Origin of the sequence: Rhodococcus sp. IEGM1428 (genome assembly GCF_050321865.1) — a bacterium.
Classification (GTDB): Bacteria; Actinomycetota; Actinomycetes; order Mycobacteriales; family Mycobacteriaceae; genus Rhodococcoides.
Map to the genome: position 1 here is coordinate 223,390 of NZ_JBNQFW010000006.1, position 26,917 is coordinate 250,306.

A 26,917-nucleotide genomic window follows, 5' to 3' on the forward strand; every position below is an offset into this window, starting at 1 on the left:
AACTCAGTGATCGGGAGCGCGAAACCGAGCGAGACCGTGGTCGATAGCGATCCCCCGCTCGGTCTCGACCCAGAACCTGTCGTTCGGCCCGGCCACGATATCGATCGACTCACCCGGAAAGACGACGGAGGTGAAGCGACCGCTCAACTCGACCACATCGCACGGATGCGCACCGAGGAGATCGGCCACTACGGACGCCGCCGTAGCCAATGTCGCCAAACCGTGCAGGATGGGACGGGGTTGGCCGATGGCGCGCGCGGCCACCGGATCGACGTGGATGGCATGACGATCTCCGCTGAGTCGGTACAGCAACGCGGCGTTGGCGGCTACGGTCGACCTACGCCTCTGCACCGGGCCCGCCTTGTCCGCACGGGTCGCCGACGGGCCTCGTTCGCCCCCGAATCCACCCTGACCGGGGGCGAAGATCGACCATGTGGCCGTGAAGAACTCACACTCGACATCCACCTCGAACAGTGCGGCGCTGCCTTTGTCCCACACCGCCGCAACGCGGGCGGCCATCAGGACCTCGCCCCGCGGGGGAATCGGTTCGTGGACAACGAGCCGTTGGGCCGCATGCAGTGCCCGGCCCACATCGAATGCGTTCGCAGCGCCGAGCAGATCCGGAGCCCACTGCGCCAGGGTCAAACCGAACGTCGGGAGCACTCGCAGATCGCGCTCGTACACGAGGTCGAGTTGATCCGTTCTCGCACCGACGGCGAGGGCGAACAGCATCGCGTCGCGCTCGTTCCAGGACACCGTCCGTGTTCCGAGCTCGTGCCCCACCCAGGTGTCGGCGGCCACTGTGGTCAAGGCCGTGCCCCGTAGACAGGCTCGGGAGTGCGGGCGCTGCTCAGAAGACCCTGCAGTGCACTGCCGACCAGAGCTGCTTCCCACCTTCGTCCGAGATCGACCGCTGGACCATGACACCAGCTCTCCTCCAGGCTGATTCGCCCCCCTTCGATCTCGATGACGCGTCCGGTGACAGCCGAACTCTCTGCGCTGGCGAGCCACGCGACAACCGGGGACACGTTTGCCGGATCCATTGCGTCGAAACCCTCCTGCGGCGCTGACATCGTCTCGGCGAACGGGCCCTCGGTCATACGTGTTCGTGCAGACGGCGCGATTGCGTTCACCGTGACTCCGTAGTTTGCCAATTCCTCTGCCGCAACCAGCGTGAGGCCGGCAATGCCCGCTTTGGCGGCCGAGTATGTGGCCTGCCCGACGGAGCCTTGCAACCCAGCACCCGAAGACGTATTGATCACGCGTGCGGCGCGGGTTCGCCCCGCCTTCGACTGCAGACGCCAGTACGCGGCTGCGTGACGCAAGGGAGCGAAGTGTCCCTTGAGGTGGACACGGATCACCGCGTCCCATTCTGCCTCGCTGGTATTGACCAGCATTCGATCACGTACGAAACCCGCGTTGTTGACCAGTATGTCGAGCTGACCGAATTCGTCGATTGCCTGACGCACCATGCCTTCGGCGGCGTCGAAATCGGCTACGTCCGCCGTGTTGACCACCGCCGATCCGCCGGTCGCACGGATCGCGGCCACGACTTCTTCTGCCGGCGTCTCACCGGTTCCCTCGCCCGAAAGTGTTACGCCGTAATCGTTCACGACCACCGACGCGCCTTGCCGAGCGAGTTCGAGTGCGTGCTCGCGTCCCAACCCCCGGCCTGCTCCGGTCACGATTGCGACTCTTCCTTCGAGAATTCCTGCCATTGCACGTCCTTCGTATCGGGGCACCGAGTGCGCCGGAACAATAACTGCTGTTTACGACCGAGCGCCTGCTACGCTACCAAGCAAACGCTAGGTAGGAGCTTGGATGAGCATAACCACCACAGTTGTCGACGGACGTATCGCCGTCGTGACAATGGACTATCCCCCCGTCAACGCGCTACCGGTCGAAGGCTGGTTCCACGTTGCCGATGCCATGCGAGAGGCACCGCGCGATCCGAACATCCGGGTCGTGGTGTTGCGTGCCGAGGGTCGCGGTTTCAACGCCGGTGTGGACATCAAGGAAATGCAGCGCACCACTGGTTTCGATGCCTTGGTCGGGGCCAATCGGGGCTGCTATGCGGCTTTCAAGGCGATCTACGAAGCCGAGGTCCCCGTTCTGGCAGCAGTGAACGGTTTCTGCTTGGGCGGCGGCGTGGGGCTCGTGGGAAACTGCGACACCATCATCGCGAGCGATGACGCGTACTTCGGCGTCCCCGAGGTCGACCGAGGGGCCCTGGGTGCCGCGACACACCTGGCTCGCCTGGTGCCCCAGCATCTGATGCGCACTCTGTACTACACGAGCCGGACGATCCCAGCCGCCGACCTGGTCCAACACGGCTCTGTTCTCGAGGTCGTCCCCAGGCACCGACTCGACGACGCCGCAATGGCCGTAGCAGGCGAGATCGCCGACAAAGATCCGCGCGTGCTCCGGGCCGCCAAGGCTGCACTCAATGGCATCGATCCAGTGGACGTGAACAAGAGCTACCGGTTCGAGCAGGGGTTCACCTTCGAGTTGAACCTCGCCGGAGTCGCCGACGAGCACCGCAACGAGTTCGTCGAGTCCGGTCGCCCCCTGGCGACCTGAAAATCTTTCGCCCAACAACCCGATTGTGAGGAGAACCGTGACCGCTGACGCTCTGATACGCACTCCATTGACCGAACTGACCGGTGTAGATCACCCGATTGTTCAAACCGGCATGGGCTGGGTTGCGGGTGCGCGTCTGGTTTCGGCCACCGCCAGGGCCGGTGCGCTCGGGCTACTGGCCTCGGCGACGATGAGCCTCGACGAACTCGAGAAGGCGATCCTCGAGGTCAAGGAACGCACGGATCGCCCGTTCGGGGTCAACCTGCGCGCGGATGCAGGAGATGCGCCGAAACGAGTCGAACTCCTCATCCGCCATCAAGTGAAGGTCGCCTCGTTCGCGCTGGCACCGAAGCAGGAACTGATCGCGAGGCTCAAGGACAACGGGATCGTCGTGATGCCGTCGGTGGGAGCAGCGCGCCACGCCGAGAAGGTAGCGGCGTGGGGTGCAGACATGGTGATGGTTCAGGGCGGCGAGGGCGGTGGTCACACCGGTGCCGTGCCGAGCTCACTACTTCTACCCGCTGTTCTCGACGCAGTCGACATCCCGGTCGTTGCCGGTGGAGGATTTTTCGACGGCCGCGGGCTTGCGGCTGCGTTGGCCTACGGCGCAGCGGGAATCGGCATGGGTACCAGATTCCTGCTCACCAGCGACAGTGCCGTCCCGCAGGCCATCAAGGAGAAATACTTGACCTTCGGCCTCGACGGAACCATCGTTACCCGCAAAGCGGACGGCATGCCTCATCGGCTGCTTCGCACCGAGTTCGTCGACGGCCTCGAGACCGAGGGTGTATTACACCGAACCCTCGGAACTGCCCGGCGCACAGTGTCTTTCAAGAAGATGTCCGGCCTGGGATGGCTCGGACTCATCGCTGATGGCCGCCGAATGAAGAGCTCGAGCGACCGTAGCTGGTCCCAGATGATCCTAGCCGCAAACACCCCCATGCTTTTGAAAGCCGGACTGGTGGAAGGGGATACGAGTGCCGGAATGCTGGCCTCCGGCCAGGTGGTCGGTATGATCGACGACTTGCCGTCATGCGATGAACTGATCGACCGGATCGTCACCGAAGCTGTGACACGCCTGGTGCAGCTCGATAGTCAGCGCGTCGACAGGACGCCTGTCCAGCACTGACATTTCAACCGGGACGAGTCCGAAACAAAGGCGGCGTGCGGGAGAGCCTGTACCCCGCGCGCCGCCTGATTCGTGTAGACCTATAGGCGTTCGATGATGGTGACGTTCGCCTGACCGCCGCCCTCGCACATGACCTGTAAGCCATACCGGCCGCCGGTGCGCTCGAGCTCATGCAGCAGAGTTGTCATCAAACGAGTGCCGGTGGCACCGATCGGATGGCCGAGTGCAATACCCCCGCCGTTGACATTGACCCGAGCCGGATCCGCAGCGGTCTCCTTGATCCAAGCCAACACAACCGACGCGAACGCCTCGTTGACCTCGAACAAGTCGATGTCGTCGATGCTCAGACCGGTGCGTTCCAGAGCACGACCCGTTGCCGGAATCGGTGCCGTCAGCATCCAGACGGGATCGTCGGCGTACACGCCCAGGTGGTGGATTCGTGCGCGCGGGGTCAGACCATGAGTCGCAACTGCTGCTTCCGACGCAATGAGCATCGCGGAGGCGGCATCGCTGATCTGAGATGCCACCGCGGCGGTCAGTCGACCCCCTTCTTGCAGGGGGCGCAGGGCGGCCATCTTCTCCCGGTCGGTGTTGCGGCGCGGGCCCTCATCGACGCTCACTCCCCCGAAGGGGACAATTTCTTTCAGGAAGCGTCCTTCATCGATGGCCACGAGGGCACGGTGATGACTCCGTAGTGCGAACTCCTCCATGTCCGAGCGCGTGACCGCCCATTTCCCGGCGATCATCTCCGCCGCCCGGAACTGCGACACCTCTTGGTCGCCATAACGTTCGGCCCACCCGACGGACTCCGCGAAGGGCGTGGTGAACCCGAACTGCGCACCGACGACCATGGCCGAGGAGATAGGGATGGCAGACATGTTCTGCACGCCGCCTGCCACAATCAGGTCCGCTGTTCCCGACATCACACCCTGAGCAGCGAAATGTACTGCCTGCTGGCTCGATCCGCACTGCCGATCGATGGTCACACCCGGAACATGTTGAGGGAGACCTGCAGCCAACCAAGCCGTACGCGCGATATCGCCGGCCTGAGATCCGAGAGTGTCCGTGCACCCGAGAATGACGTCGTCCACGGCATTGGCATCGATGCCGCTGCGTTCGACCAGCGCACCGAGAACGTGCGCACCGAGGTCGGCCGAGTGAACGTCGGCCAACCCGCCTCCTCTACGCCCGACCGGCGTCCTGACCGCATCGACAATATAGGCCTCGGGCATTTGTACCTCCTGAAAAGAGCATGTTCGGACCGGCGATTGCCGATCAGGGATGCTGACTGCTGACGGCAACTGTTTCACCGGTCATGTAGGACGAGTAGTCGCTGGCGAGAAAGACCATCACATTCGCCACCTCCCAGGGTTGCGCCGCCCGACCGAACGCTTCGCGTCCCTTGAGTTCGACGAGAAACTCCTCGGTGGTGACCTTTTCGAGGAACGGATGCATTGCCAGACTCGGCGAGACCGCATTGACTCGAATGTTGTGATCCGCGACATCGATTGCCGCACAGCGAGTGAGAGCCATGACGCCGGCCTTGGCTGCCGCGTAATGCGCCTGCCCCTCCTGTGCGCGCCAACCGACGACCGACGCATTGTTGACGATCACGCCCGCGGTGCCGTTCGCGATCATCCGACGCGACGCGGCTCGCACACAGCGGAACGTGCCGGTGAGGGTGACGGCGATGACCAGTGACCACTGCTCGTCGGTCATATCCGTGATCGAGACGGTTCCGCCGAGACCGGCGTTGTTGATCATCACCTCGACGCCGCCGAAGGGCTCGGCCGCATCGAGCAGTGCGATCACATCCGATTCTTCGGTGACGTCGCAGCGAACGGCCGCCACTCTCTCGGAACCGAATTCGCTCGCCAGTTCTTCGTGCGCCTCGGCCAACCGTCGTTCGTGGGTGTCGCCGATGATCACCGCTTGAGCACCCTCTTCGAGTGCCCGACGAGCGACCGCCGATCCGATTCCCGCCCCGGCCGCGGCGGTCACGACGACAACTCGATCGGCGAGCAGACCGTGGCCAGGTACGTACGGTGGGGCCGGTTGTTCACGCTTGGTCATGGTCGCGACTCCCTGGGTAGGCCGAGCACACGCTCGGCGATGACGTTGCGTTGCACTTCATCGGATCCTCCGTAGATGGTGTCCGCTCGACTGAACAGGTAGAGGGTCTGCCATTCGTCGAGCGCATAGTCGGCACCCACGCCGAGAGCTGACGCGCCGAGTACATCCATCGCGAGTTCGCCGAGATCACGATGCCAGCGCGCCCAGATCAGTTTCGCGATGGACTCGAAGCCCCGCGACTTCTCGGCACCCGAATCGATATTGCTCAACGTTCGCAACGCATGCACTCGCATGACCTCGAGGCCGACCGTTGCACGAGCGATCCGATCCGCAATGATCGGATCTGCGATTCTTCCACTGCGACGAGCCACATCCTCGATGGCTGCCAGTTCCCGCGCGAAGCCGACCTGCTGACCGATCGTGGACACACCTCTCTCGAAACCGAGGGTCGCCATGGCCACTTTCCAGCCGTCGCCGGGTTCACCGACGACGAGATCGGCCGACGTGGTAGCAGCGTCGAAGAAGACTTCGTTGAATTCCGAGGTTCCCGTGAGCTGAATGATCGGCCGGACGTCCACGCCCGGCTGATCCATCGGGACCAACAGGTAGGACAGGCCCGCGTGACGTTGTGATCCCGAGTCGGTGCGGGCAATCACGAAGCACCAATCAGCTTGATGTGCAAGCGAAGTCCATATCTTCTGCCCGTCGATGATCCACCGGCCGTCCTCGAGGCGCGCCTTGGTGCGCACTGCGGCGAGATCCGATCCAGCTCCGGGTTCGGAATAGCCTTGGCACCACAGTTCCTCGACCGCACGAATACGCGGCAGGAATCGGGCCTGCTGCTCAGCGGTACCCAGGGCAATGAGGGTTGGCCCGAGCAACTCCTCGCCGAGATGGTTTACGCGGCCTGGTGCGTCGGCCTTGGCGTACTCCTCGTGGAAAATCACCTGCTGCGACAGGCTCAGTCCGCGGCCGCCGTGCTCTACCGGCCACCCGAGGCAGGTCCAACCGGAGGCGGCGAGATGGCGATTCCATTCGAGCCGCTCTGCGTACGCTTCGTGTTCGCGGCCGGATCCCCCGAGTCCCGACAGAGCGGCGAAGTCGCCGACGAGGTTCTCGGCCAGCCAGTCCCGGACTTCCGCCCGAAATGCCTCGTCCTCGCTCGAAAACGTCAAGTCCATGGGCCTGGCAACCTCTCCTCTACGGCAGCACGGGCCCACGCGTAGAGCCCCGACGAACAACCTTACCCCACCAAGCACTTGTTTGGTACCGTAGACGACATCGCGCTGCCGCACTCATCGAGCGGAACGCACCCTCCGAAAGGATCATGATGTCCGACGAAGCAGAGCACGACGTCGTCACGTACGAGGTTCGCGGCCATGTCGCCGTGGTGACTCTGAACCGACCGCAGTACAGCAACGCGCAGAACTCGAAGGTCACCTATGCACTCGACTCCGCCTTCGTACGAGCCGTCGAAGACGACAACGTCAAAGTGATCGTGCTCGCGGGCAATGGCAAGCACTTCTGCGGAGGTCACGACATCGGTACCCCCGGGCGCGACATCGATGAATCGTTCGAGCGCAAGGCAGTGATCTACTGGGACCACATCGGGCGCTCGGGAGTCGATTCACGACTCGCGCGCGAGTCCGAGGTCTACCTGGGGATGTGCAGGCGATGGCGCGAGATCCCCAAACCCATGATCGCCATGGTCCAGGGGGCATGTATCGCAGGCGGTCTCATGCTGGCGTGGTCGTGCGACTTCATCGTCGCCTCGGACGATGCGTTCTTCGCCGATCCTGTGGTACGAATGGGCATCCCCGGGGTCGAGTATTTCGCCCATCCATGGGTCATGAACCCGCGAGCGGCCAAAGAGCTGCTGTTCACCGCCGACCGGTTCAAATCGGACCGCGCACTGGCACTCGGGATGGTCAATCATGTTGTGCCGCGGGAGGAACTCGCCGAGTTCACTTTCACGATGGCGGACCGCATCGCCGAGATGCCCCCGTTGGGACTGGCCCTGACCAAGAAGGCGGTCAATCAGGCCGAGGACTTGATGGGCATGCGCTCGGGCATGGACTCGGTCTTCGGATTGCATCACGCGGCCCACGCGCACAACGCAGAGGTCGCGGTGGATTCACTCGCCGGCCTCGACGCCCGATCGATGGCGAAGGCGAACAAAATGTCGCCGGTACAAGGAGCCTGATGAGTCTGCACTTCACCGCGAGCGAGGACGAATTCCGCGCAGAGGCGCGGACCTGGTTGGCAACACACTCACCCGGTCGCTTGCCGTCGATGGACACTGCCGACGGAGCGGCTGCACACCGCGCCTGGGAGAAAGAACTGGCGGCCCACCGGTGGTCCGTCGTTGCATGGCCCGCTGCACTCGGCGGACGCGACGCGACACTGACCGAGTGGGTGATCTTCGAGGAGGAGTATTACCACAGCGGGGCACCGACCCGGATTTCCCAGAACGGAATTTCTCTGTTGGCCCCGATCATCTTCGAGCACGGAACGGACGAGCAGAAGCAACGCTTCCTCCCCCCCATGGCCGACGGTAGCCAGGTCTGGGCCCAGGCGTGGTCGGAACCGGAAGCCGGGTCGGATCTTGCGAGCATCCGCAGCCGAGCATGCCGCGACGACACCCGTGGCGGCTGGGTTCTCAGCGGCCAGAAGACCTGGAGCTCACGTGCACCGTGGGCAGACCAGGGATTCGGTCTGTTCCGCTCCGATACCACCGCTGAACGCCACCGTGGACTCACCTACTTCCTGTTCCCTCTGACCGCGCCCGGAATCACGGTCAGACCGATCGCACAGCTCGACGGGGATGCCGGATTTGCCGAGATATTCTTCGACGATGTCTTCGTTCCCGACGCCGACGTCCTCGGAACCGTCGGCGACGGTTGGCGGGTAGCCATGAGCACCGCAGGCAACGAACGCGGCCTGTCGTTGCGTTCGCCCGGACGGTTCACCGCCGCTGTCGAACGCCTGATCGACTTGTGGAGGGACCGCGGAGACGAGGTACCCGCCGCCGCCGAGAGCGTCGTCGACGCCTGGATTTGTGCCAGGGCGTATCAGCTGTACACGTGGGGCACGGTCGAACGGCTCGATGGGGGCGGGCAATTGGGGGCGCTGGGAAGCGTGAACAAATTGTTCTGGTCCCAGCTCGATCTGGATCTGCACACCTGTGCCCTGGACATTCTCGGCACCGATCAGGAGCTGCGAGGTCCGGGAGCACCAGCCGGGGGAGCATGGGCCGAGGACCACCTGTTTGCGCTCGCTGGACCTATCTACGCCGGCACCAACGAAATTCAACGCAACATCGTCGCCGAGCGCCTGCTCGGACTGCCGAGGGGCGACAACACGAGATCGGGATCATGAAGTTCTCACTGACCGACGAGCAGAACTCGTTCGCCGAGGCGCTCGACGCACTTCTGTCCACTGCCGACGTACCGACGGTAGCCCGCGCGTGGGCAGCACGCGACGCCGAACCCGGTCGACGACTGTGGCATCGGTTGGCCGATGTGGGGCTCAGCGGCCTTCGAGTGCCCGAGGCGAGGGGCGGATTCGACGGCACCGCAGTAGACATGACCGTTGCATTCGACCGACTCGGGTACCACGGTGTGCCCGGGCCATGGATCGAATCGGTGGTCCTCGCTCCCTTGCTGCTCACTGCGTCACCACACGTGGACGGATCCGCAAGCGACCTGCTGGCCGGACTCGCGCGGGGATCTGTTGTCGCCTCGGTATCCTCGGGTACCCCACCTCGGGCGGTGGATGCAGACATCGCCGATCGAGTCCTTCACATCGACGGCGGGTTCGTGGTCGAGGCCCACCTCGGTGCCACCCTGTCGTCTGTGGATCCCACTCGCCGGTTGACCGAGACTCACCCCACCGACACGCATCTCGCCGAGGTGTCCTCCGCTCAGATTGCACGCGCAACGGACGCGGCATCTCTGGCCTGTTCAGCGCAGTTGCTCGGCGCAGGCGAGCGGCTCCTGCACGACACGATCGCCTACGTGGGGCAGCGGAAGCAGTTCGGCCGCGTCATCGGCGGCTATCAAGTCCTCAAACACGCCCTCGCCGACGTTCGGGTTGCGCTCGATTTCGTACGGCCTCTGGTCTTGGGTGCGGCAATCGAGCTCGATACCGCATCGTCCACCGCAGCCCGCGACACCTCCGCGGCAAAGGTCGGTGCCGCGGACGCCGCGATACTCGCGGCGCGAACCGCTCTGCAGTTGCACGGCGCGGTCGGTTACACCTCCGAGCTCGACTTGAGCTTGTGGCTACTGCGCGTGCAGGCCCTCGTCGGTGCCTGGGGAACGCCACAGCAGCATCGAGCTCGAATTCTGACCGCACTCGTCGAAAGCCGTTGATATGCACTTCGATCTCACCGATGAGCAACGCGAACTCACCGCGGTGGTACGCAGTCTGGTCGCGCGCAGAACCCGAGTCGCCGACGTCCGCGCGGCTGTCGATACCGAATCCGGGTTCGACACCGAACTGTGGTCGCAACTCGGCGAACAGATCGGCGTTGTGGCGCTTGCGGTTCCAGAGGAGTACGGCGGTGCGGGATACTCCAGCTTCGAGACCCACCTCGTTCTGGAGGAACTCGGCCGGACACTGACGCCGACGCCGCTGTTCAGCACCGGCGTTCTGGCCGTGCAAGCGCTACTACGTGTTGCGGACGAGTCTTCACGCCGACGACTGCTACCCCGGCTGGTGGAGGGCACGACCCTTGCCGCGCTCGGCTGGAGCGCATCACCCGAGGATGCCCTACCCGGTGCCGGAATCGTAGCGGCACACGATTCCAGGGGGTGGACCCTGACCGGCGAATCGGCCCTGGTTCTCGGCGGCGATACGGCGGACCTTCTGCTGGTGTTGAGCCGAACCCCCTACGGCACCAGCCTGTTCGAGGTCGACCCCGATCAACCGAGGCTCACCCGAACTGCGCACCGCGGGATGGACCAGACACTGCGGTTTGCGGACATCTCGTTCGATGGGGCCACGGCCACACTGCTGGGTACTGCCGACGAGGAGCAGCTGAGAAACCTGTTCTCGTCGTTCGTGGTCGCCAACACGGCGTTACAAGTGGGCGGCGCGCAGGGCGCGTTCGACCGGACGGTCGAATACCTCGAGGAGCGGGTGCAGTTCGGCCGTCCCCTCGGATCCTTCCAAGCCCTCAAACACAGGGCAGCCGACATGCTGGTCGAGGTGGAGACGTCCAGGTCCATATCATGGGCCGCGGCGTGGGCTGCATCCACTAACGCGCCGAATACGCGTAGGCAGGCAGCGATCGCTGCTTCGTGGTGTAGTGAGTCCTTCTCGCACATCGCGAGCGAGACGGTACAGCTGCACGGCGGCATCGCGATTACGTGGGAGCACGACGCGCAGCTGTATTTCAAGCGTGCTCATGCTACTTCGCAACTATTCGGAGCCCCGCACGTCCATCGTCGCCAATTGGTGAGCGAGTAAAGACGCCGAGAGCGCCGTCGGTGACCACGCTCGATCAGCAATCGGTCACCGACGACAGCGGTCGGTGAGGGGTCACGTCGGCGTCGACGACGCGGTGAGAACAGCGAGTTCCTCGGCGTCGAGTTGCAGGGCGATCGCCTTCACGGAGTCGCGCACCGATTCAGGCCTCGACGCTCCCGGAACCGGGATGACGTGGGGAAAGCGTTGTAATTGCCATGCCAGCGCGACCTGTTGAACACTGATCCCGCGGCCTGCGGCCACCCGCGCGAACGCCGGGGCCTGTTCTCCCAGATCCTTGGCCGCACGCATACCGCCGAATGGACTCCACGACAAGAATGCGAGTCCGAGTTCACCGCAGAGTTCGACTTCGATTTCGCTCGAGCGAAACCCTGGCGAGTGCTGGTTCTGCACCGACACAAGCCTGTGTCCCAACACCTCTCGGGCAACGAGGATCTGCGCAGGATTCGCGTTCGAGACGCCGACCCTCTGCACGTAGCCCTCGTCGACAAGTTCACGCAAGGCGCTCATCGACTCCTCGTAGGGCCGCGCAGGATCGGGCCGGTGGTGCTGGTACAGCGGCAACGGATCGAGCCCGAGTCGCTGGATCGAACCCATGCAGGCACGTCGCAAATGCTCTCTGCTGCCATCTATCCACCAGTTGTCACCGATTCTGGTGTGACCGCCCTTGGTTGTGACGACGACATCGTCGAGCGAACCCGGCCAGGACCGCAAGGCCTGCGCGAGCGCGCGTTCGTTGACCCCGTATTCGTCGGTGGGCCCATAACTGTCGGCCGTGTCGAACAAGGTGATGCCCGCGTCGAGAGCCGCATGTACGGCGCGGACGCCGCGCTCGGGCTCGAACCCCGCAACTTGCGTGATGGTCATCGCCCCGAACCCGATGGCCGAGACTTCGAGGTCCCCCAGACGCCTACGCGCCGATGCGGCCGTACCGGTCGGCGTCATTTTCCGACCGCCGTCCAGCCCCCATCGACCGGCATACAAACGCCGGTAGTATACGAAGCGTCGAGTGCGAGATGCTCGATTGCTCTTGCTATTTCGTCTGGTTCGGCGAGTCGACCCAGCGGAATCCTGGTTTCGGTAGCAGCGACGTCGTACCCGTTGTCGATCATGTCTTGCACCATGGGAGTGAGGGTGTGGCCGGGCGCGACACTGTTGACTCGCACCCCGAACTCGGCCCATTCGATGGCGAGATTCTCGGTGAGCTGCCGGATCGCGGCCTTGGCGACACCGTAATCGGACTGTTGTCGCCAGCCGCCGTAAGCGGTCGTGGACGAAATCGTCACGATCGACCCGCCCTGGTTCGCTGCCCGAAGTTTGCGAACGACGGCGTTGGCTACGAGCAACGTTCCTACGACATGAACGTCGAACACTCGCCGCACAAGCTCCTCGTCGAGTTCGAGCGCAGGCACGAACGAACCGCGAATCCCGTGGCAGGTCACCGCCGACCGGATCAATCCGCGCTCAGCACTTGCCTGTTCGATGGCATTGTCGACCGCGCGCCGGTCGGTCACGTCGATGGAGCGGTACCCCACTCGATGGTCCACTTCGACCGGTGTCGTGAGGTCGAGAACGGTGACCTCCATGCCCCGGTCCAGCAAACGTTGCACGACCGCCGCTCCGATGCCGCTCGAGCCCCCGGTCACCACCGCATGTCCTTCGGTCACAATGCTCCTCACAAATTTTCGGGCGTTCACCGCCCTTTGACTGAGGGGCGGTGGTCACGTTCGACTGTTTCACGCTAGGGTACCAACCAAGCGCTAGGTTAAGGAGATCGTATGGCAGACAAATCCATGCCGATGACGGATCTGACCCGTCACGTCGAATCCGGGATGACCATCGGCATCGGGGGGTGGGGATCACGGAGAAAGCCCATGGCGCTGGTGCGTGAACTGCTGCGCTCGGATGTCACAGATCTCACCGTGGTCACGTTCGGCGGTCCCGAAGTAGGTCTGTTGTGCGCGGCAGGGAAGGTCCGACGCGTCGTCTACGGCTTCGTCTCGCTCGACAGCATCGCGCTCGATCCCCATTTCCGGAACGCTCGCGAACAAGGCAGCATCGCGATCTCGGAATACGACGAGGGCATGTTCCTAGCTGCCCTGCGTGCCGGTGCAGGTCGCCTGTCGTTCCTGCCGACCCGAGCAGGACTGGAAAGCGACGTGATGAGGATGAATCCGGAATTGCGCACTGTCGCTTCGCCCTACGACGACGAGGTGTACGTCGCCGTGCCCGGAGTACGACTCGATATCGGCCTCATCCACCTCAACCGAGGTGATGTGCAGGGCAACGGCCAGTACCTCGGTCCTGACCCATACTTCGACGACCTGATTGCAATGGCATCGGACAAGTGCTTCATGTCGGTCGAGAAAGTGGTCGACACAGCCGAATTGACCGCCTCCGCACCCGTGCAATCTTTGCTGGTGAGCCGGCTGTTCGTGCACGGTGTCATCGAGGCCCCCCTTGGGGCCCATTTCACCTCGTGTGTACCCGATTACGACCGCGACGAGAAGTTTCAGACGCACTATGCGGCTTCGGCCGGCGATCCAGCGTCCTGGTCCGAGTTCTCGGCCAGATTCCTCGACGTCGACGAGGCCGACTACCACAAGGCCGTAGAGGCATTCCATCAGCATGCATCCTCGAGCAAGGACACGGTATGACATCAGAGATCACGCGCGCCGAGGTTTGCGTCACAGCTTGCGCAGATGCATGGAGCGGGGCCGGTGAGGTGTTGGCTCATGCGGTGGGTGTAATTCCCTCGATCTCGGCACGACTGGCCCGCCTGACGCATGAGCCCGATCTGGTTCTCAGCGATGGCGAGTGCTTCTTCGTCAGCGATCCGCCACCGATCGGAAAGTCTGCGAGTAGCGGCCTGGGCACTATCGAGAGTTGGGCTCCGTTTCGAAGTATTTTCGAGATTCTCAACACCGGTCGCAGGCACAGCATGATGGGCGCGAGCCAGATCGACAGATTCGGCAATCAGAACATCTCCGCCATCGGCGACTGGCAGCGACCGAAGCGTCAATTGATCGGTGTCAGGGGCGCGCCAGGGAACACGGTCAATCACCGTGTGGACTACTGGATTTCGCGCCACACTGCGCGAGTGTTCGTCGAAAAGGTCGACGTGGTCTCAGGGGTCGGGAACGACCGCGCTCGGGCACATACGGGGACTTCGCTGCGGTTTCACGATCTGGGTGTCGTGGTGACCAACCTCGCCGTTCTCGACTACGCGGAGGACGGAAGTGTGAAAGTGAGGTCGTTTCATCCGGGCGTCACAGCCGACGAGGTACGAGCGAACACCGGCTTCGACATCGACGTCTCGACCACCACAATCACCCGATTCCCCAGCACCGAAGAATTGCGGCTGATCCGAGAGGTCATCGATCCCGCGAATTTGCGAGACAAGGAAGTTCGGGCCTGATCGGCTCGATCTGTCAAGCAGCGACGTGATGCGGACCAACAGTCATTCCCGCACGGCCAACCCGGCATGGAGAAGCATGAGGAACTGGTCTGCCAGCGCCTCGTGGGTGTATTTTCCAGCCGGGTTGTACCAACGAACTGTGGACCACACTGCCTCCCGGATGGAAAGGTAGGCCAGTGCTGGATCGATATCGGGCCGGAACACTCCATTTGCCCTGCCTTCGTCGAGTACTGCCCGCCAGATCGCCTCGATGGCCAGACTCGCCTCGGTGACGAATTCGAATGCGGGCAAGGCAGCGAATACCGCCGACTCGTTCTGATAGGTGGCGACGGCGTCCTGCTTGTTGTGAATCACGTCGTACGCCGCGCGCACCAGCCCGTCGAGGGCATCACGGGGGCCAGAGCTGCGTTCGACGACCTCGGCGAATCTCGTCTGCAACCCATCCATGAGTTCGGACAGAACCTCGCAGGCCATCGATTCCTTGGAATCGAAATGGTGATAGAGGCTTCCGGAGAGTATTCCCGCTTCGTCGGCGATGTCGCGGACAGTCGTCTGTGCGTACCCCCGCTCGGCGAACAGTCTGGCCGCGATAGCCAGCAGCTGACTACGCCTAGAGCTTCCGCTCGTGGGGCGTTGACGAGAATCCCCGCCGTGCGAAGCAGTCTTTGCCATCGAAACCACTCACCTTCCGTCCGAGAAGCCACCGTGAGTACACGCGTTTGCCTCTTCCGCTCGACACAATCTTGGCACACTATCTAGCAAGCACTTGCTTGATAAGGAGTAACAATGGCCGTACACACAATCCCAGACTTGCTGGCAGATGGATCACACCGCTTCGCAGACCACCCGGCGATCGTCGACGGACCCATCCGGGTGAGCTATCGCGAACTTGCCGATGGCGCGCGGGCTGTCAGCGCAGGCCTCGTCGGCCTCGGCGTCACGACTGGCGACCGAGTAGCCATTTGGGCACCCAACACCGCGGACTACATCCTCGCGCTCCTGGGGGCAGAGAGGATCGGTGCAGCTGTGGTTCCGCTGAACACGAGGTACCGCGGACTCGAAGCGCACGCAATCCTCGCGAGATCGCGCGCGAAGGTTCTCGTCGTCGCCGACGGATTCCTCGGCACCGACTACGTCGAGATGTTGCATGTCGCTGGATCACACGATGCCCAGTCGCAGAATTCCGAGCAGCAGGGCGCAGCCATCGGAGGCCTGCCGCACCTGATGTCTATCGTCGACATCCGCTCCAACGGCAGCGCGAGCACCGTCGGTTGGAACGACTTCCTCCTTGGCTCCACGGACCTACTCGCACAGTCCGACGAGATGGCCGCGAAAGTAGCACCATCGACGATCTGCGACATACTCTTCACTTCCGGAACCACCGGCATCCCCAAAGGCGTCCTGAGCACGCATGCTCAGACCGTCGGAGTAGGCGACGTCTGGGCGCGCGGAGCTGGCCTCACCGCCGACGATCGCTATGCGATCGTCAATCCCTTCTTTCACGGATTCGGATACAAGGCCGGGATCATCGCCGCTCTGACTCGCGGTGCGACCGTCTATCCGGTCCTGACGTTCGACCCGGTCACGGTGATGCAATTGATTCAGGACGAAGGTATCACCGTCATGCCAGGTGCCCCGACGATATTCATGACACTCATCGATCATCCGCGGCTCGCCGATTTCGATCTTTCGTCACTTCGTTTTGCCACGGCCGGAGCTACGTCGGTACCCGAGACGCTTTTCGAGCAGATGCGTACAGTGCTCGGATTCGATACTGTCGCACAGGCTTACGGGCTGACCGAGTGCATGGTGGCGACACAATCTCGGCCCAACGAGGACCCACGACACGTTGCCCAGACGACAGGGCCTGCGGTGGAAGGTATCGAAATCCGAATCGTGGACCCGAACGGTGACGACGTCGGGGTCGGCGACGACGGCGAGGTGTGGCTGCGAGGCGACAACGTAATGCGTGGCTACTTCGAGGATCCCGTCGCCACCGCCGAGGCCATCGACGCCGATGGCTGGCTTCGCACCGGCGACGTGGGGCGTTTCGACGAACATCGTTGCCTCAAGATCACCGATCGCATCAAAGACCTGTTCATCGTGGGCGGATTCAACGTCTATCCGGCCGAGGTGGAGAACGTGTTGGCCGGGCACCCCGACGTGACCGAGGCTGCGGTCATCGGTGTGCCCGACGACCGACTCGGTCACGTCGCGCGCGCATATGTAATTCCGCGAAGCGGTTCGGCAATCACAGGCGATTCTCTCGGCGAATGGTGCCGAGACCGCCTGGCCAACTTCAAGGTGCCACGCCAGTTCGTCATCGTGAAGCAGTTCCCTCGCAATGCCAGTGGCAAGATCCTCAAACGGGATCTACGCGCAGCACCGTGACTGGCCGCGGAGCTCAGCCGAGGCGCTCGAGTACGAGCGCCATACCCTGACCTCCAGCGGCACACATGGTTTCGAGACCGTAGCGGCCCTGCCGTTCTTGAAGACCGTGAACGAGGGTGGTCGCCATGCGTGCTCCCGTAGACCCGAACGGATGCCCGAGCGCAATGGCACCGCCGTTGACGTTGACCCGATCGATGTCGAGGCCGAGGCTGTCGACGCAGGGCAACACCTGAGCTGCGAAGGCTTCGTTCATCTCGACGAGATCGATGTCTCCCATCGTCAGCCCCGCGCGCGCAACGGCCATCCGGGTGGCCTCGATCGGGCCGAGTCCCATTACCTCCGGACTCAACGCAGACACCCCGGTGGAGAGAATACGGGCCAGCGGAGTGATCCCCAATGCCTTCGCCCTGGTGTCGCTCATGATCACCAACGCGGCCGCGCCGTCGTTGAGTGGGCAGCAGTTTCCGGCGGTGACCGTGCCGTCGGCTCGGAACACCGGCTTCATCGCGGCGACCTTTTCGATCGTGACTCCACTGCGTGGGCCGTCGTCGGCGTCGATGACTGTGCCGGCCGGCGTGGTGACAGGAGTGATGTCGGTCTTCCAGAAACCCCGTGCCCCAGCGGCTTCGGCCAGATTCTGACTGCGGACCGCGAACTCGTCTTGAGCCGCACGTGTAACTCTGTGGAGCTGTGCGACATTCTCCGCTGTCTCACCCATCGCCACGTAGACATCCGGCAGCTCGCCTGATTCGCGTGGGTCCTTCCACACATCACCTTCCGCGCGAGCCGCGGAACGCGTGCGCGCCGCGTCGTACTGCGGGTTCTTCGTATCCGGCATCCCGTCTGACTTCCCCAGTCCGTATCGCGACACCGTCTCGACACCGGCAGCCACGAACACATCACCCTCGCCGGCCCGAATCGCGTGCATCGCCATGCGCGCTGCCTGCAACGACGATGCGCAGTAGCGATGCACCGTTGTCCCCGGGATGTTGTCCAGGTTCAGCTGGAAGGCGAGCATGCGACCGAGGTTGTAGCCCTGCTCCCCCGCCGGCTGCGCGCAGCCGACCACGATGTCGTCGATGCTTGCCGGGTCGAGCTGCGGCACCTCGGAGAGTGCGGCCGCGAAAATTTGGCCTAGGAGATCGTCAGGACGCATGTCCTTGAGACTGCCCTTTTTGGCGCGCCCGATCGGCGACCGGGCGGCGGAGACAATGACTGCTTCTGGCATGAGGATTCCTTTGTGCTCGAAGGACTTGCGCCTGAGGGTGGCGTAGGTGAGTTGACGGCGGTCCGGTCCGGTGGATCAGCCGTTAGGGGTGTGCTGGAGAAATGCGGGCCACTCGCCGCCGCCGTGGACCGGGACCACCGCGCCGCTGATGTGGGCGGCAAGAGGTGAAGCCAGTAGCAAGCACGCCTGACCGATCTCGGCCGGAGTCGCAAACTTCCCGCGTGGGATTGTCGCAGCAACGCGCGCGTACTGTTCGGCGTCGCCGTAGTGATCCATCGAGCCAGGTGTCGATACCAAACCGCAACTCACGGCATTCACCCGGATTGCCGGAGCCCATTCGACAGCCAGGCTCGTCGTCAGCGACTCCAACGCTGCTTTCGCTGCACCATAGACCGCGGTACCGGGGCTGGGGCGCCGGGCCGAGATCGAGGTGATGTTCACGATGCTCGAGTCGGGTGTAGCGGCGAGTGCCTCGAAGGCGGCGTGGCAGACATACGCCGCTGCCGAGAAGTTCAGTGCGAGAACCTTGTCTGCAAATCGAGTAGAGGCGGTGGAGAAATCAGCGAACGGACTTCCACCTGCATTATTGACGACGACATCTAGACGTCCGCGGCGGCTCACAACCGAGTCGATCCATGCCTGCACCGCTTCACTGTTGCGTACGTCGACCTCCGACATCGTCGGGTGTCTACCGTCGACCTCACGGAGGGTCGACGACGCATTCCTGCCGCAGATCTCCACCTCGGCACCGGCGCGGAGAAACACATCGACGATCCCGTCGCCGACTCCCCTGGATCCTCCGGTTATGACGACGACGCGTCCGTGCATATCGAGTGAGTAAGTCAAGTGGACACCTTTCGATCACCGGCTGAACTAGGCGAACGGCCGAGCAGAAGTCGGTCTTCGCGATGGTTGGTCATACCGAGGCGCTCAGAGCCAGTAACGCATTGACCTCTTCGGCGGTCGCTACCAGTTCGTGCGCCCACGACTGCACCCGCGACTTACTCGCCCCGCTCGGCAAGCCGAACAACGCCAGCGCCAACACAGTTCGGCCGCTGCCGTCGACAACCGGTGCGGCGAGGAACCGCACATCGTTCGATTCGACGTCCAGCTCCTGCGGCTCGTAGTAGGGCATCAATCGATCTTTCGCACCCCCCGTACTTCTATCGAGCTGCGGACTCGGCGCGTCTCGGGAAAACCGCTCGACCTCGTCCCACACCTGATCATGATGAGGTGCGACCAATCCGATCGACCATCCGCGCCCTCTGACCGTCGCGATCATGTCGACATGGACTCGGCGAGCCTCCTCGGTCGCCGGCTTGCGTCCGTATGTGCCCCACCGACCTACCGCGGCGGGGAGTGACTCGTCGTCGCAGAACAGTGCTCCATACGGCGGCGCGAACGGCATGCGGCGACCGATATGGGTGCCCACCGACTCCCCCCCGGCACCAGCACCGGCAATTATCACCAGATCACCATCCACCATTGCCTGCGCATAACACGCGAGGTCGAGTTCGGCCGCGAGCCGCTCCATCGGTACCCGGGCAAGGTCTGCCACTCGAAGTTGGACGGCTAGATCACCGGAGAGTTCAGCAACCTGCGGCCGCGAGTCGAATCCCCCGTAGCCACCCCTGAAGAACAACAGCGGTGGCACATCGACGCCGACGTCGAGCGCGCCGACGCGTCCGATGACGATGTCGTGGTCTCCCGCATGCACCACGTCGTCCACCTCGCAGTCGATCCATGCAACCGCATCACGGAGGATGGGCGACCCGGAAGGTGCTGCCCTCCAGCCAATTCCCGCATACTTGTCGATTCCTCGCATCGAGAACTGACGACATACGTGCTCCTGCTCGACCGATAGGACGTTCACGCAGAAGTGCTTCAGGCCTTGTAGCCGCGAATAGCTACCCGATGTCCGCGCTGGCAGATACGCGACCAGCGGTGGATCGAGCGACACCGAGGTGAACGAACCCACAACCATGCCGACTGGTTCGATACCGTCGATCGCTGTCACTACGACAACTCCTGTAGGAAAGCGACCGAGTGCCTCTCGGAACTGAGTCGGATCGGGCCCGACATGCGTCTTCTCGCTCATTCGGCCAGGTGCTCGGCAAGCGTACTCCCCGTGTAGGCCTTACGGAGCAGCCCGCGGTGCTGGAGTCGTGGCACCACCAGTTCGACGAATTCCGCGAGTCCGACGGGCAGGTCTGCTGGTAACACGATGAAGCCGTCGGCCGCTCCACCCTCGAACCAGCGCGCCATCTCGTCGGCGATGCTGTCGGGCGTGCCGACCAACGGCCGGTGTCCGATGCTCATCCCAACTCTTTGGGCCAACTGTCGAACAGTAAGACTTTCTTGCAGCGCCGTGCGGATGAACAATTCGGGCCGCGACACCGAGGCGTGTGACGGCAACTGATCACGCAGATCAGGAAACGGCTCGTCGAGGCCGTACCCTGTCAGGTCGAGCCCACCGAACGCCTGCTTCAAGAATCCGAGCGTCGACTCTTCGCTGATGAACGATCCGATTTCACGCGCCAGTTCACGTGCTTCGGCTTCGGTCTTCCCAACTATTGGGGTAATTCCGGGAAGAACCTTGACGGCACCGGAAGTTCGACCGGCATCTACAGCAAGAGCATGCATGGAGTCGGCGAACTCCTTTGCCGCCTCGAAGTCATGCTGGGTGGTGAAGACCATATCCGCGACACGCGCGCCCAGCTTCATTCCCGTAGCCGACGAGCCGGCCTGTGCGAGAGGCAACTGCCCTTGCGGTGACCTGGGCAGTGTCAGCGGACCTTTGACCTGAAAATGTGGTCCCACGTGGTCGATGGCTGTGATCTTCTCGAGGTCGGCCCACACACCGGATTCTCGGTCCCCCACAATGGCGTCCGTGGCCCAGGCATCCCACAGCGCACGAACCACATCGACGAATTCCTCGCCGCGCTCGTATCGCGCATCGTGATCGGGAAGGCCGGCCGATCCGTAATTCGCTGCTGCGGTTGCGATTGCGGTGGTCACGACGTTCCATCCTGCTCGTCCGTCGCTGATCTGGTCGAGCGTCGCGAACTGGCGCGCAACCGTGTACGGGTCGTTGTAGGTGGTCGAACTCGTGCCGATGAGACCGATTTTGGATGTGACGGCGGCGAGAGCGGCCAGAACGACGACGGGATCCGGTCGGTCGGTCGCATCCATTGCGATGGTCGGTGCCAGGTTCAATTGGTCGGCGATGAAAAACGCATCAAAGCAGCCATTTTCGGCCAATCTCGCCAGTTCCGTCCAATGCCCAAGCGTGTGCATCGATTCCGGATGCGTCCGCGCCGAACGCCACACTGATTGGGATACTCCGACGCCCTGAGCGAATACCGCAAGGTGCATGGTCCTTGACATTTCTTCTCGATTCTCTCGTCGGCACGGTAGACCGTGCACATCGCGACCACGGCTGCACTCGGTCGTGCTCAGCGCGGTCTGGGCAATACACCTGTTTCTGAGAGTCTGGCACGGTCTCCCATAGGGTTTCAGGATCTGTGCCGCCCACTGGAATTACGTATCTGCAAACACTGTTCGCGTGACGACACGTCGTTACCGGTGCAGCGCCAGTGGGCGCTCGCCGAAACGTGAGGAGACAACAAACGCTCGCACGACCGGGTCGCAAGACGGGCCCCGCGCTGTTCGGCGCAGGCCCCGCTCACATCACAGTCGCCCAGCCAGATCCTTTGCTGCAAGGTAGCCGAAAGTTATTGCAGGTCCAATTGTTCCGCCTGGCCCGGGGTACGCCTTACCCATCATCGACGCCGAGGCATTGCCTGCGGCGTACAGACCCGCGATGGGTTCACCATTCTCGTGGAGCACCCGCGAGCGTTCGTCGCACACCAAGCCGCCCTTGGTACCAACATCGCCGGGCCATATCTTGACCGCGAAGAACGGTCCCTCCTCCAGTTTCTCGAGATTCGGGTTCGGCTTCACGGTGGGGTCACCGAAGTAGTGGTCGTAGATACTGTCGCCTCGCCCGAAGTCGAGGTCTCGTCCGCTGTCGACGAAACCGTTGAACCGGTCGATTGTCGCCCGTAGTGAACTCGCTTCGATACCAATTTTTTTCGCAAGCTGCTCGACGGTCGGCGCGGTGGCAACCACACCGTCGTCGAACAGTTCCTGTGGCAGCTTCTGACGAGGCGGCGTCACCATGAACGGGTAACGCGTGCGATGCCGGTTGTCGAAGACGAGATATGCGGGAACATGGCTGACGCCGGTTTCTTCGCCTTCGTACACCTTCGGCACGAAATCTTGATATGGCGTCGACTCGTTCACGAACCGTTTGCCCGCACCGTTGACTACGATCGAGCCCGGCAGCGACCGCTCGGCCAGGAGGAAGAACGGGCCGCCGCCGGTCATCACCACTGGGCCCCACCAGGCGTCGTCCATGAGGTCGAGCGTGCCGCCGACAGAGACGCCGACATTGATTCCGTCACCGGTATTGGAACCTAGTCCGGTGGTCCATGCCGTGGACGCGGGCTTGGGACCGTACTTTTGACGCAACTCTTCGCTGTGTTCGAAGCCTCCAGTGGTCAGCACTACGCCTCGCTTGGTGCGAACGGTGAACGGCTTACCGTCCTTCTCGATCTTGGCACCGAGTACGACACCGTCCTCCATGACCAACTCGACCAACGGAGCCTTCAGCCATAGTGGGATGCCCTGCTCTTTCAAGGACAACCTCAAACGAGCGGCACCGGCGGTTCCCAGCGACACCATCTGCCGTCGCATGGCCTTGTAGGCGTACGTGCGCACACCGACGCGCAAAGCGGTCCACTTGCCCATCCAGGTACGCGTAACACGGGTGAGTTGGTGGTATTCAGGAGTTTTGACCCAGAGTCCGCCGGGAGGCTTCTGAATGTCCTGTCGATTGATCAGATCGGCGTCCGAGCCGAGCTTACGCATATCGAACGGGACCGGTTCGATCGATCGACCGTTTTTATCACCGCCGGGCGCTTCTGGGTGATAGTCCGAATATCCCGGGACGCGGACGTGGTTCATGTGGGTGTTCTGTTCGAGGAACGATATGGCCTCGGGCCCGTAGTCGAGAAATGCATCGACTCTCGATTGGGGCACATCGTGGTTGGCGATCGCGTTGAGATACGCCCTCGCCTTTGTCTTACTGTCACGCACCCCGGCGGCAACGTTGACCGGATTGTTCGGAATCCAGACGTTTCCTCCCGATAGTGCACCAGAACCGCCGTAGAGCGCGGCTTTCTCGATCAGTAGCGCGTCCAATCCGAAGTGCTTGGCGGCCAACGCCGTCGTCATGCCCGAGCTGCCGGAACCGACAACCAACACATCACACTCGTAGTCCCATGAGCTCGCGATCTTGTCCATATTTTGCCTTCCTTCTTTCCGACACGTCGAGGTCCGTTCACCGCAATTCGGAATCACGGGGACGGCGACGCAGGTTGTCCATGTGCCTGGAGTCAAATATTTATTTCGATCCCACGCCCGATACGACACTGCGGTCACACAAGAGTGTTCTCCGTCGACCCCCCAGTTCCCGTGGTCTGTCCATTCAGCGGAACTGCGCGCACGCGCCACGCAAACCTGGTCCGGTCGGACGCATCGGTGGTCAGTCATCGATTCATCCTTCACCGGAACGGACAGGTTTGCGGATCCTGTTCGTTTGCAATGGAATTGGAATGAGACAATTCGAGGGAGAGGTCGCTTTCGCACTGGAGCGTGTCGTGGTGATACCAGCGGCCCTGGTTGGCCAGCAATGGACCTGGAGCATGATGTTTAGCAATTGCGCGCCGATCACGTCGACTGCACGGACTTGGCCACACCGGCGGGCACGACAGAAGACACCTCGGGCACAGAAAGCACTCGGAAGAAACGTAAGGCATTGCAGCCCCAAAGCGTTACTTCGACGTATTTCCCGACGCCCGAGTCACCCGATCCAACAACTCGGCCGGAACGCCAATCGCCGAGCGGACATACCAGCGACCAGGATTGCAAGGTTCTGTCGGCCTGAATTATACTGCACTGGTGTGGATTACACCGATAGACAGGTTAGACATTGTCGGATCGTCTCCCCCTTCCGTGACGGCTTTGCTCCCGCACGAAAGCAACCGGCTCGTCGATCAAACCGCCATGGACGCGGCCAGCGCCGGGATGATGACTGCGGAGATGTCCATCGAACGTCGACGGCGGCGAGGCATTCCGGCCACGACGTGCGAGACATCGAAGATTGCGCCGCGAAGAGCGGCAACCATGTAATCGGTTCTGACCGCGCGGGTGGGTCCGGACAGCGACAGTGCCAGCAGCCCACGATCGACCTCTACGGTTGCTGCAACGACCGTCATGCCGAGAACGCTGCCCTGCGCTTCGATCGCGACACCGTCACGTTCGACGACTTTGCGTACTTCTCGGTCGAGCTGGGAACGAGTGCGCACGCTGTAGCAGGTCGGTGGATGGTCGAAAGCGATCTCGGGCCAGTCGATCGGATCCATAGCCGCGAGCAACGCGTGCCCTGCAGCCGAAACCGCTGCAGACTGACGAGCCCCGACCAGCAATCGGGGGTGGGATTTCAACCAGTGCCCACTGCTCTCGAGGTGCAAAATTTCTGAACCTGCCAGGGCACTGAGGTGAACGGTCAACCCTGTCCGCCCGTGAAGCTCGTTCATGACCGGCAGCGCAGCTTGCACATTCTTCTGCCGAATCACCTGCGATCCGAGCTCGAACATCACCATCCCCAGTGTGTACTCGAAGCCGTGCCGCTCGATCCACCCCAGCTCCACCATGCGTTGCAGGATCCGATGTGTCGACGATCGTGGCAGGTTCGACCGACGCGCTATCTGAGCGAGGGTAAGCGGCCGTTGCCCGACGAATGCACCGAGCAGTGATGCAACTCGGTCGATCATCGCGTGTGGCGAGTCGTCAGTTTGCGCAGATGTCACAGGATGTCCCTCCGAAACGAAATGTCAGAATCTGACAGTAAGTCAGAGGATGCCGTGAGTCAAGTCACAATTTGCTCGGCCTAGCAGATAGATCACACGACGTGTTCCGCCTGGCAACACAGCTGTCCGAGCGAAGTGCGCGCCGCGATATGCTCGGAACTGGAACAGCAGATGGGGGAAGCGTGGACACAGCAGCGCCCACTAGGAAGACACTCAGCGAACGCCGAGGCGAGGAACTACGCCTCACTATCGCGTTGACCGCGCGGGATCTTTTTGTCGCCGAAGAGTCCACTTCGGTCACAGTCGAGAGAATATGCGACGCAGTCGGAATCAATCCCCGCACGTTTCACCGGCACTTCCCGGTGAAGGAAGACGTAATACGACCGCTGCTGCGCCGCAGCGAGTCCGTCATCATCGAAGCCTTGGCGCGAACCTCTCCGGACGCCGACCCCATCGAGACGTTGGTGATGATATTCACCACAGAGTTGGTGCAGAACAGTATTCTGCACAACGACTATCGATTCATGACCCTCATAGTCACCAATGCGCCGTATCGGCTCCGCTGGCAAGAGTGGGACGAGGAACTGTGCGCACCGATCACCGAGTTCCTTTCCACCCGGCTTCATCTGAGCAGCGATCCGTTCCTGCGAAACCTGCCCGCAACCCTGGCCATCCAAACCGCAAGACAGGCTTTGATTTATTGGGTCCGCGGCGGCACGGAAGATCTGGACAAGTTGGAGGATGTTCTTCGCGGCGGCATGACCGCTCTGTTCTCCGGGTACGGCTAGGTTAGCCTGGCCACGGCCTTCATCCTGTCGCAACGGGCAACAAGCAATGTCGACGCCGGTGCGCTCGGTGTGCGTCGCTGCACTCTCCCGAGTTGACGGCACTTTCCCGCAACCCGGTTACTCTCGGTCCTTTTCGCGAGCAAAAAACTGGGTATTCTTGCCGACTCACCTTTGATCGCCTGCATTTGGTCGATCCGGCTGCAGAGGTTCAGTAAATCCCACAACCCTGCAGGAATCCTCGAGACAATCGACGCGAAAGCATGATAAATGCGCCCAACCGAAGCTCTAAGTGGGGCAGCGCTTTTCGTTCCGTCGCCAGCCATCGGATCCCGACCGGAACCTGGAAGCCGGCCGCGAGGACCCAGCTCACTGGCATTGCGCCAATAGGGCGAAACGCCTCCGCCCTGGCGCGGTCGGCATTGCAGTCCTCCTTTTGACAAAGCCCGGCCAAGCGATTGCTTGGTCGACGTCAGCTTACTTCTCGAATGGAGACGCGATTGTGACGAGCTTCGGAACCCAGACGGGCGCCAGTGCTGAAAAGAACATGGACGAGACAGAATCCGGCGGAACCAGTCGACGCGGCATTCTCCGAGTCGCGTTGTCGAGCTTGCTGGGCACAACGATCGAGTACTACGACCTCTTGCTGCGGGACGATGGCCTCGTTGGTGTTCGGCACCGTATTTCCCGGACTCGAGCAGCGGAGTCGCCATCATCACAGCGTTCGGCACACTCGCGGCCGGATATGTTGCCCGTCCGGTCGGCGGCATGATCTTCGGCCACTTCGGAGATCGTCTGGGCCGCAAACGAACTCTTGCCGCGTCGATGCTGCTGATGGGTGTTGCTAGCACTGTGATTGGCATATCGCCGGGATACAGCACCATCGGA

Annotated in this window: 24 protein-coding genes and 1 pseudogene; 11 read left to right on the forward strand and 14 right to left on the reverse strand. The window is 62.5% G+C overall.

The window, feature by feature from the left end; genetic code table 11:
- Window positions 1-3 precede the first annotated feature (3 nt).
- Both ACQR3T_RS24425 and ACQR3T_RS24430 read right to left on the reverse strand, forming a co-directional pair.
- The gene (locus tag ACQR3T_RS24425; protein ID WP_428695168.1) at window positions 4-810 is read right to left on the reverse strand and encodes a MaoC/PaaZ C-terminal domain-containing protein; all 807 of its coding nucleotides are present in this window, start codon (window positions 808-810) and stop codon (window positions 4-6) included.
- The gene (locus tag ACQR3T_RS24430) at window positions 807-1,718 is read right to left on the reverse strand and encodes an SDR family oxidoreductase (RefSeq protein WP_428695169.1); all 912 of its coding nucleotides are present in this window, start codon (window positions 1,716-1,718) and stop codon (window positions 807-809) included. Before ACQR3T_RS24430 ends, ACQR3T_RS24425 begins: the two co-directional genes overlap by 4 nt.
- A 103-nt stretch (window positions 1,719-1,821) precedes the next feature.
- On the opposite strand from ACQR3T_RS24430, the gene ACQR3T_RS24435 reads away from it, so the two are divergent.
- Window positions 1,822-2,580, forward strand: coding sequence for an enoyl-CoA hydratase family protein (locus ACQR3T_RS24435; RefSeq protein WP_428695170.1), 759 nt, complete (start codon window positions 1,822-1,824; stop codon window positions 2,578-2,580).
- A 37-nt stretch (window positions 2,581-2,617) separates the two neighbouring features.
- Window positions 2,618-3,709 (forward strand): NAD(P)H-dependent flavin oxidoreductase, encoded by a 1,092-nt coding sequence (locus ACQR3T_RS24440; protein ID WP_428695171.1) that lies wholly within the window; start codon window positions 2,618-2,620, stop codon window positions 3,707-3,709.
- Between the two features lie 80 nt (window positions 3,710-3,789).
- On the opposite strand, the gene ACQR3T_RS24445 is transcribed toward ACQR3T_RS24440, so the two are convergent.
- The 3 genes from ACQR3T_RS24445 to ACQR3T_RS24455 are packed head-to-tail and all read right to left on the reverse strand — an operon-like array spanning window position 3,790 to window position 6,963.
- Window positions 3,790-4,941: an acetyl-CoA C-acetyltransferase gene (locus ACQR3T_RS24445; protein ID WP_428695172.1), complete on the reverse strand. Its 1,152-nt coding sequence runs from the start codon at window positions 4,939-4,941 to the stop codon at window positions 3,790-3,792.
- Between the two features lie 43 nt (window positions 4,942-4,984).
- A complete protein-coding gene (locus tag ACQR3T_RS24450; protein ID WP_428695173.1) occupies window positions 4,985-5,782 on the reverse strand; it encodes an SDR family oxidoreductase in 798 nt (265 codons plus the stop codon).
- Entirely contained in the window at window positions 5,779-6,963 is a 1,185-nt protein-coding gene (locus ACQR3T_RS24455; protein ID WP_428695174.1) for an acyl-CoA dehydrogenase family protein, read from the reverse strand. The genes ACQR3T_RS24450 and ACQR3T_RS24455 overlap by 4 nt, the downstream gene beginning before the upstream one ends.
- A gap of 149 nt (window positions 6,964-7,112) precedes the next feature.
- On the opposite strand from ACQR3T_RS24455, the gene ACQR3T_RS24460 reads away from it, so the two are divergent.
- From ACQR3T_RS24460 to ACQR3T_RS24475, 4 genes are read left to right on the forward strand one after another with little or no spacing between them, the layout of a single operon-like run.
- Entirely contained in the window at window positions 7,113-7,985 is an 873-nt protein-coding gene (locus ACQR3T_RS24460; RefSeq protein ID WP_428695175.1) for an enoyl-CoA hydratase, read from the forward strand.
- Window positions 7,985-9,160 (forward strand): acyl-CoA dehydrogenase family protein, encoded by a 1,176-nt coding sequence (locus ACQR3T_RS24465; RefSeq protein WP_428695176.1) that lies wholly within the window; start codon window positions 7,985-7,987, stop codon window positions 9,158-9,160. Before ACQR3T_RS24460 ends, ACQR3T_RS24465 begins: the two co-directional genes overlap by 1 nt.
- Complete coding sequence (locus tag ACQR3T_RS24470) at window positions 9,157-10,155, forward strand: acyl-CoA dehydrogenase family protein (protein WP_428695177.1); 999 nt, start codon at window positions 9,157-9,159, stop codon at window positions 10,153-10,155. Before ACQR3T_RS24465 ends, ACQR3T_RS24470 begins: the two co-directional genes overlap by 4 nt.
- 1 nt (window position 10,156) lies before the next feature.
- A complete protein-coding gene (locus ACQR3T_RS24475) occupies window positions 10,157-11,254 on the forward strand; it encodes an acyl-CoA dehydrogenase family protein (protein WP_428695178.1) in 1,098 nt (365 codons plus the stop codon).
- Between the two features lie 72 nt (window positions 11,255-11,326).
- On the opposite strand, the gene ACQR3T_RS24480 is transcribed toward ACQR3T_RS24475, so the two are convergent.
- Both ACQR3T_RS24480 and ACQR3T_RS24485 read right to left on the reverse strand, forming a co-directional pair.
- On the reverse strand, window positions 11,327-12,217 hold the full coding sequence (locus ACQR3T_RS24480; protein WP_428695179.1) for an aldo/keto reductase: 891 nt from the start codon (window positions 12,215-12,217) through the stop codon (window positions 11,327-11,329).
- Complete coding sequence (locus ACQR3T_RS24485) at window positions 12,214-12,939, reverse strand: SDR family NAD(P)-dependent oxidoreductase (protein WP_428695180.1); 726 nt, start codon at window positions 12,937-12,939, stop codon at window positions 12,214-12,216. Before ACQR3T_RS24485 ends, ACQR3T_RS24480 begins: the two co-directional genes overlap by 4 nt.
- A gap of 111 nt (window positions 12,940-13,050) precedes the next feature.
- Here ACQR3T_RS24485 and ACQR3T_RS24490 point away from each other — a divergent pair, with 111 nt between their 5' ends.
- Entirely contained in the window at window positions 13,051-13,929 is an 879-nt protein-coding gene (locus ACQR3T_RS24490; RefSeq protein ID WP_428695181.1) for a CoA transferase subunit A, read from the forward strand.
- Window positions 13,926-14,690: a CoA-transferase subunit beta gene (locus ACQR3T_RS24495; protein WP_428695182.1), complete on the forward strand. Its 765-nt coding sequence runs from the start codon at window positions 13,926-13,928 to the stop codon at window positions 14,688-14,690. The genes ACQR3T_RS24490 and ACQR3T_RS24495 overlap by 4 nt, the downstream gene beginning before the upstream one ends.
- 42 nt (window positions 14,691-14,732) lie before the next feature.
- On the opposite strand, the gene ACQR3T_RS24500 is transcribed toward ACQR3T_RS24495, so the two are convergent.
- A complete protein-coding gene (locus ACQR3T_RS24500; RefSeq protein ID WP_428695183.1) occupies window positions 14,733-15,362 on the reverse strand; it encodes a TetR/AcrR family transcriptional regulator in 630 nt (209 codons plus the stop codon).
- A gap of 114 nt (window positions 15,363-15,476) precedes the next feature.
- Between ACQR3T_RS24500 and ACQR3T_RS24505 the strand changes: the two genes are divergently transcribed.
- Window positions 15,477-17,081: an AMP-binding protein gene (locus ACQR3T_RS24505; protein WP_428695184.1), complete on the forward strand. Its 1,605-nt coding sequence runs from the start codon at window positions 15,477-15,479 to the stop codon at window positions 17,079-17,081.
- Window positions 17,082-17,094: 13 nt separating this feature from the next.
- On the opposite strand, the gene ACQR3T_RS24510 is transcribed toward ACQR3T_RS24505, so the two are convergent.
- The 6 genes from ACQR3T_RS24510 to ACQR3T_RS24535 all read right to left on the reverse strand — a co-directional run bounded on the left by ACQR3T_RS24510 (window position 17,095) and on the right by ACQR3T_RS24535 (window position 25,208).
- Complete coding sequence (locus ACQR3T_RS24510; RefSeq protein WP_428695185.1) at window positions 17,095-18,309, reverse strand: acetyl-CoA C-acetyltransferase; 1,215 nt, start codon at window positions 18,307-18,309, stop codon at window positions 17,095-17,097.
- 75 nt (window positions 18,310-18,384) lie between these two features.
- A complete protein-coding gene (locus ACQR3T_RS24515) occupies window positions 18,385-19,155 on the reverse strand; it encodes an SDR family oxidoreductase (protein WP_428695186.1) in 771 nt (256 codons plus the stop codon).
- A 70-nt stretch (window positions 19,156-19,225) separates the two neighbouring features.
- Window positions 19,226-20,407 carry a flavin reductase gene (locus ACQR3T_RS24520; RefSeq protein ID WP_428695187.1) on the reverse strand — a complete coding sequence of 394 codons (1,182 nt, stop codon included), beginning with the start codon at window positions 20,405-20,407 and terminating at the stop codon, window positions 19,226-19,228.
- Window positions 20,404-21,696 (reverse strand): NtaA/DmoA family FMN-dependent monooxygenase, encoded by a 1,293-nt coding sequence (locus ACQR3T_RS24525; RefSeq protein ID WP_428695188.1) that lies wholly within the window; start codon window positions 21,694-21,696, stop codon window positions 20,404-20,406. The genes ACQR3T_RS24520 and ACQR3T_RS24525 overlap by 4 nt, the downstream gene beginning before the upstream one ends.
- 303 nt (window positions 21,697-21,999) lie before the next feature.
- Window positions 22,000-23,676 carry an FAD-binding protein gene (locus ACQR3T_RS24530; protein ID WP_428695189.1) on the reverse strand — a complete coding sequence of 559 codons (1,677 nt, stop codon included), beginning with the start codon at window positions 23,674-23,676 and terminating at the stop codon, window positions 22,000-22,002.
- 752 nt (window positions 23,677-24,428) lie between these two features.
- A complete protein-coding gene (locus ACQR3T_RS24535; protein WP_428695190.1) occupies window positions 24,429-25,208 on the reverse strand; it encodes an IclR family transcriptional regulator in 780 nt (259 codons plus the stop codon).
- A 218-nt stretch (window positions 25,209-25,426) separates the two neighbouring features.
- Between ACQR3T_RS24535 and ACQR3T_RS24540 the strand changes: the two genes are divergently transcribed.
- Window positions 25,427-26,032 carry a TetR/AcrR family transcriptional regulator gene (locus tag ACQR3T_RS24540; protein ID WP_428695191.1) on the forward strand — a complete coding sequence of 202 codons (606 nt, stop codon included), beginning with the start codon at window positions 25,427-25,429 and terminating at the stop codon, window positions 26,030-26,032.
- Between the two features lie 544 nt (window positions 26,033-26,576).
- Window positions 26,577-26,917 (forward strand): annotated as a pseudogene (locus ACQR3T_RS24545) (MFS transporter); the annotation flags it as partial.

What these genes read in the sequence shown, in the direction of transcription:
- ACQR3T_RS24430 (WP_428695169.1), bottom strand. Translation starts at nt 1,718, where the DNA reads ATGGCAGGAATTCTCGAAGGAAGAGTCGCAATCGTGACCGGAGCAGGC.
- ACQR3T_RS24435 (WP_428695170.1), top strand. Translation starts at nt 1,822, where the DNA reads ATGAGCATAACCACCACAGTTGTCGACGGACGTATCGCCGTCGTGACA.
- ACQR3T_RS24445 (WP_428695172.1), bottom strand. Translation starts at nt 4,941, where the DNA reads ATGCCCGAGGCCTATATTGTCGATGCGGTCAGGACGCCGGTCGGGCGT.
- ACQR3T_RS24450 (WP_428695173.1), bottom strand. Translation starts at nt 5,782, where the DNA reads ATGACCAAGCGTGAACAACCGGCCCCACCGTACGTACCTGGCCACGGT.
- ACQR3T_RS24455 (WP_428695174.1), bottom strand. Translation starts at nt 6,963, where the DNA reads ATGGACTTGACGTTTTCGAGCGAGGACGAGGCATTTCGGGCGGAAGTC.
- ACQR3T_RS24460 (WP_428695175.1), top strand. Translation starts at nt 7,113, where the DNA reads ATGTCCGACGAAGCAGAGCACGACGTCGTCACGTACGAGGTTCGCGGC.
- ACQR3T_RS24465 (WP_428695176.1), top strand. Translation starts at nt 7,985, where the DNA reads ATGAGTCTGCACTTCACCGCGAGCGAGGACGAATTCCGCGCAGAGGCG.
- ACQR3T_RS24470 (WP_428695177.1), top strand. Translation starts at nt 9,157, where the DNA reads ATGAAGTTCTCACTGACCGACGAGCAGAACTCGTTCGCCGAGGCGCTC.
- ACQR3T_RS24475 (WP_428695178.1), top strand. Translation starts at nt 10,157, where the DNA reads ATGCACTTCGATCTCACCGATGAGCAACGCGAACTCACCGCGGTGGTA.
- ACQR3T_RS24480 (WP_428695179.1), bottom strand. Translation starts at nt 12,217, where the DNA reads ATGACGCCGACCGGTACGGCCGCATCGGCGCGTAGGCGTCTGGGGGAC.
- ACQR3T_RS24490 (WP_428695181.1), top strand. Translation starts at nt 13,051, where the DNA reads ATGGCAGACAAATCCATGCCGATGACGGATCTGACCCGTCACGTCGAA.
- ACQR3T_RS24495 (WP_428695182.1), top strand. Translation starts at nt 13,926, where the DNA reads ATGACATCAGAGATCACGCGCGCCGAGGTTTGCGTCACAGCTTGCGCA.
- ACQR3T_RS24500 (WP_428695183.1), bottom strand. Translation starts at nt 15,362, where the DNA reads ATGGCAAAGACTGCTTCGCACGGCGGGGATTCTCGTCAACGCCCCACG.
- ACQR3T_RS24505 (WP_428695184.1), top strand. Translation starts at nt 15,477, where the DNA reads ATGGCCGTACACACAATCCCAGACTTGCTGGCAGATGGATCACACCGC.
- ACQR3T_RS24510 (WP_428695185.1), bottom strand. Translation starts at nt 18,309, where the DNA reads ATGCCAGAAGCAGTCATTGTCTCCGCCGCCCGGTCGCCGATCGGGCGC.
- ACQR3T_RS24520 (WP_428695187.1), bottom strand. Translation starts at nt 20,407, where the DNA reads ATGAGCGAGAAGACGCATGTCGGGCCCGATCCGACTCAGTTCCGAGAG.
- ACQR3T_RS24525 (WP_428695188.1), bottom strand. Translation starts at nt 21,696, where the DNA reads ATGTCAAGGACCATGCACCTTGCGGTATTCGCTCAGGGCGTCGGAGTA.
- ACQR3T_RS24530 (WP_428695189.1), bottom strand. Translation starts at nt 23,676, where the DNA reads ATGGACAAGATCGCGAGCTCATGGGACTACGAGTGTGATGTGTTGGTT.
- ACQR3T_RS24535 (WP_428695190.1), bottom strand. Translation starts at nt 25,208, where the DNA reads ATGATCGACCGAGTTGCATCACTGCTCGGTGCATTCGTCGGGCAACGG.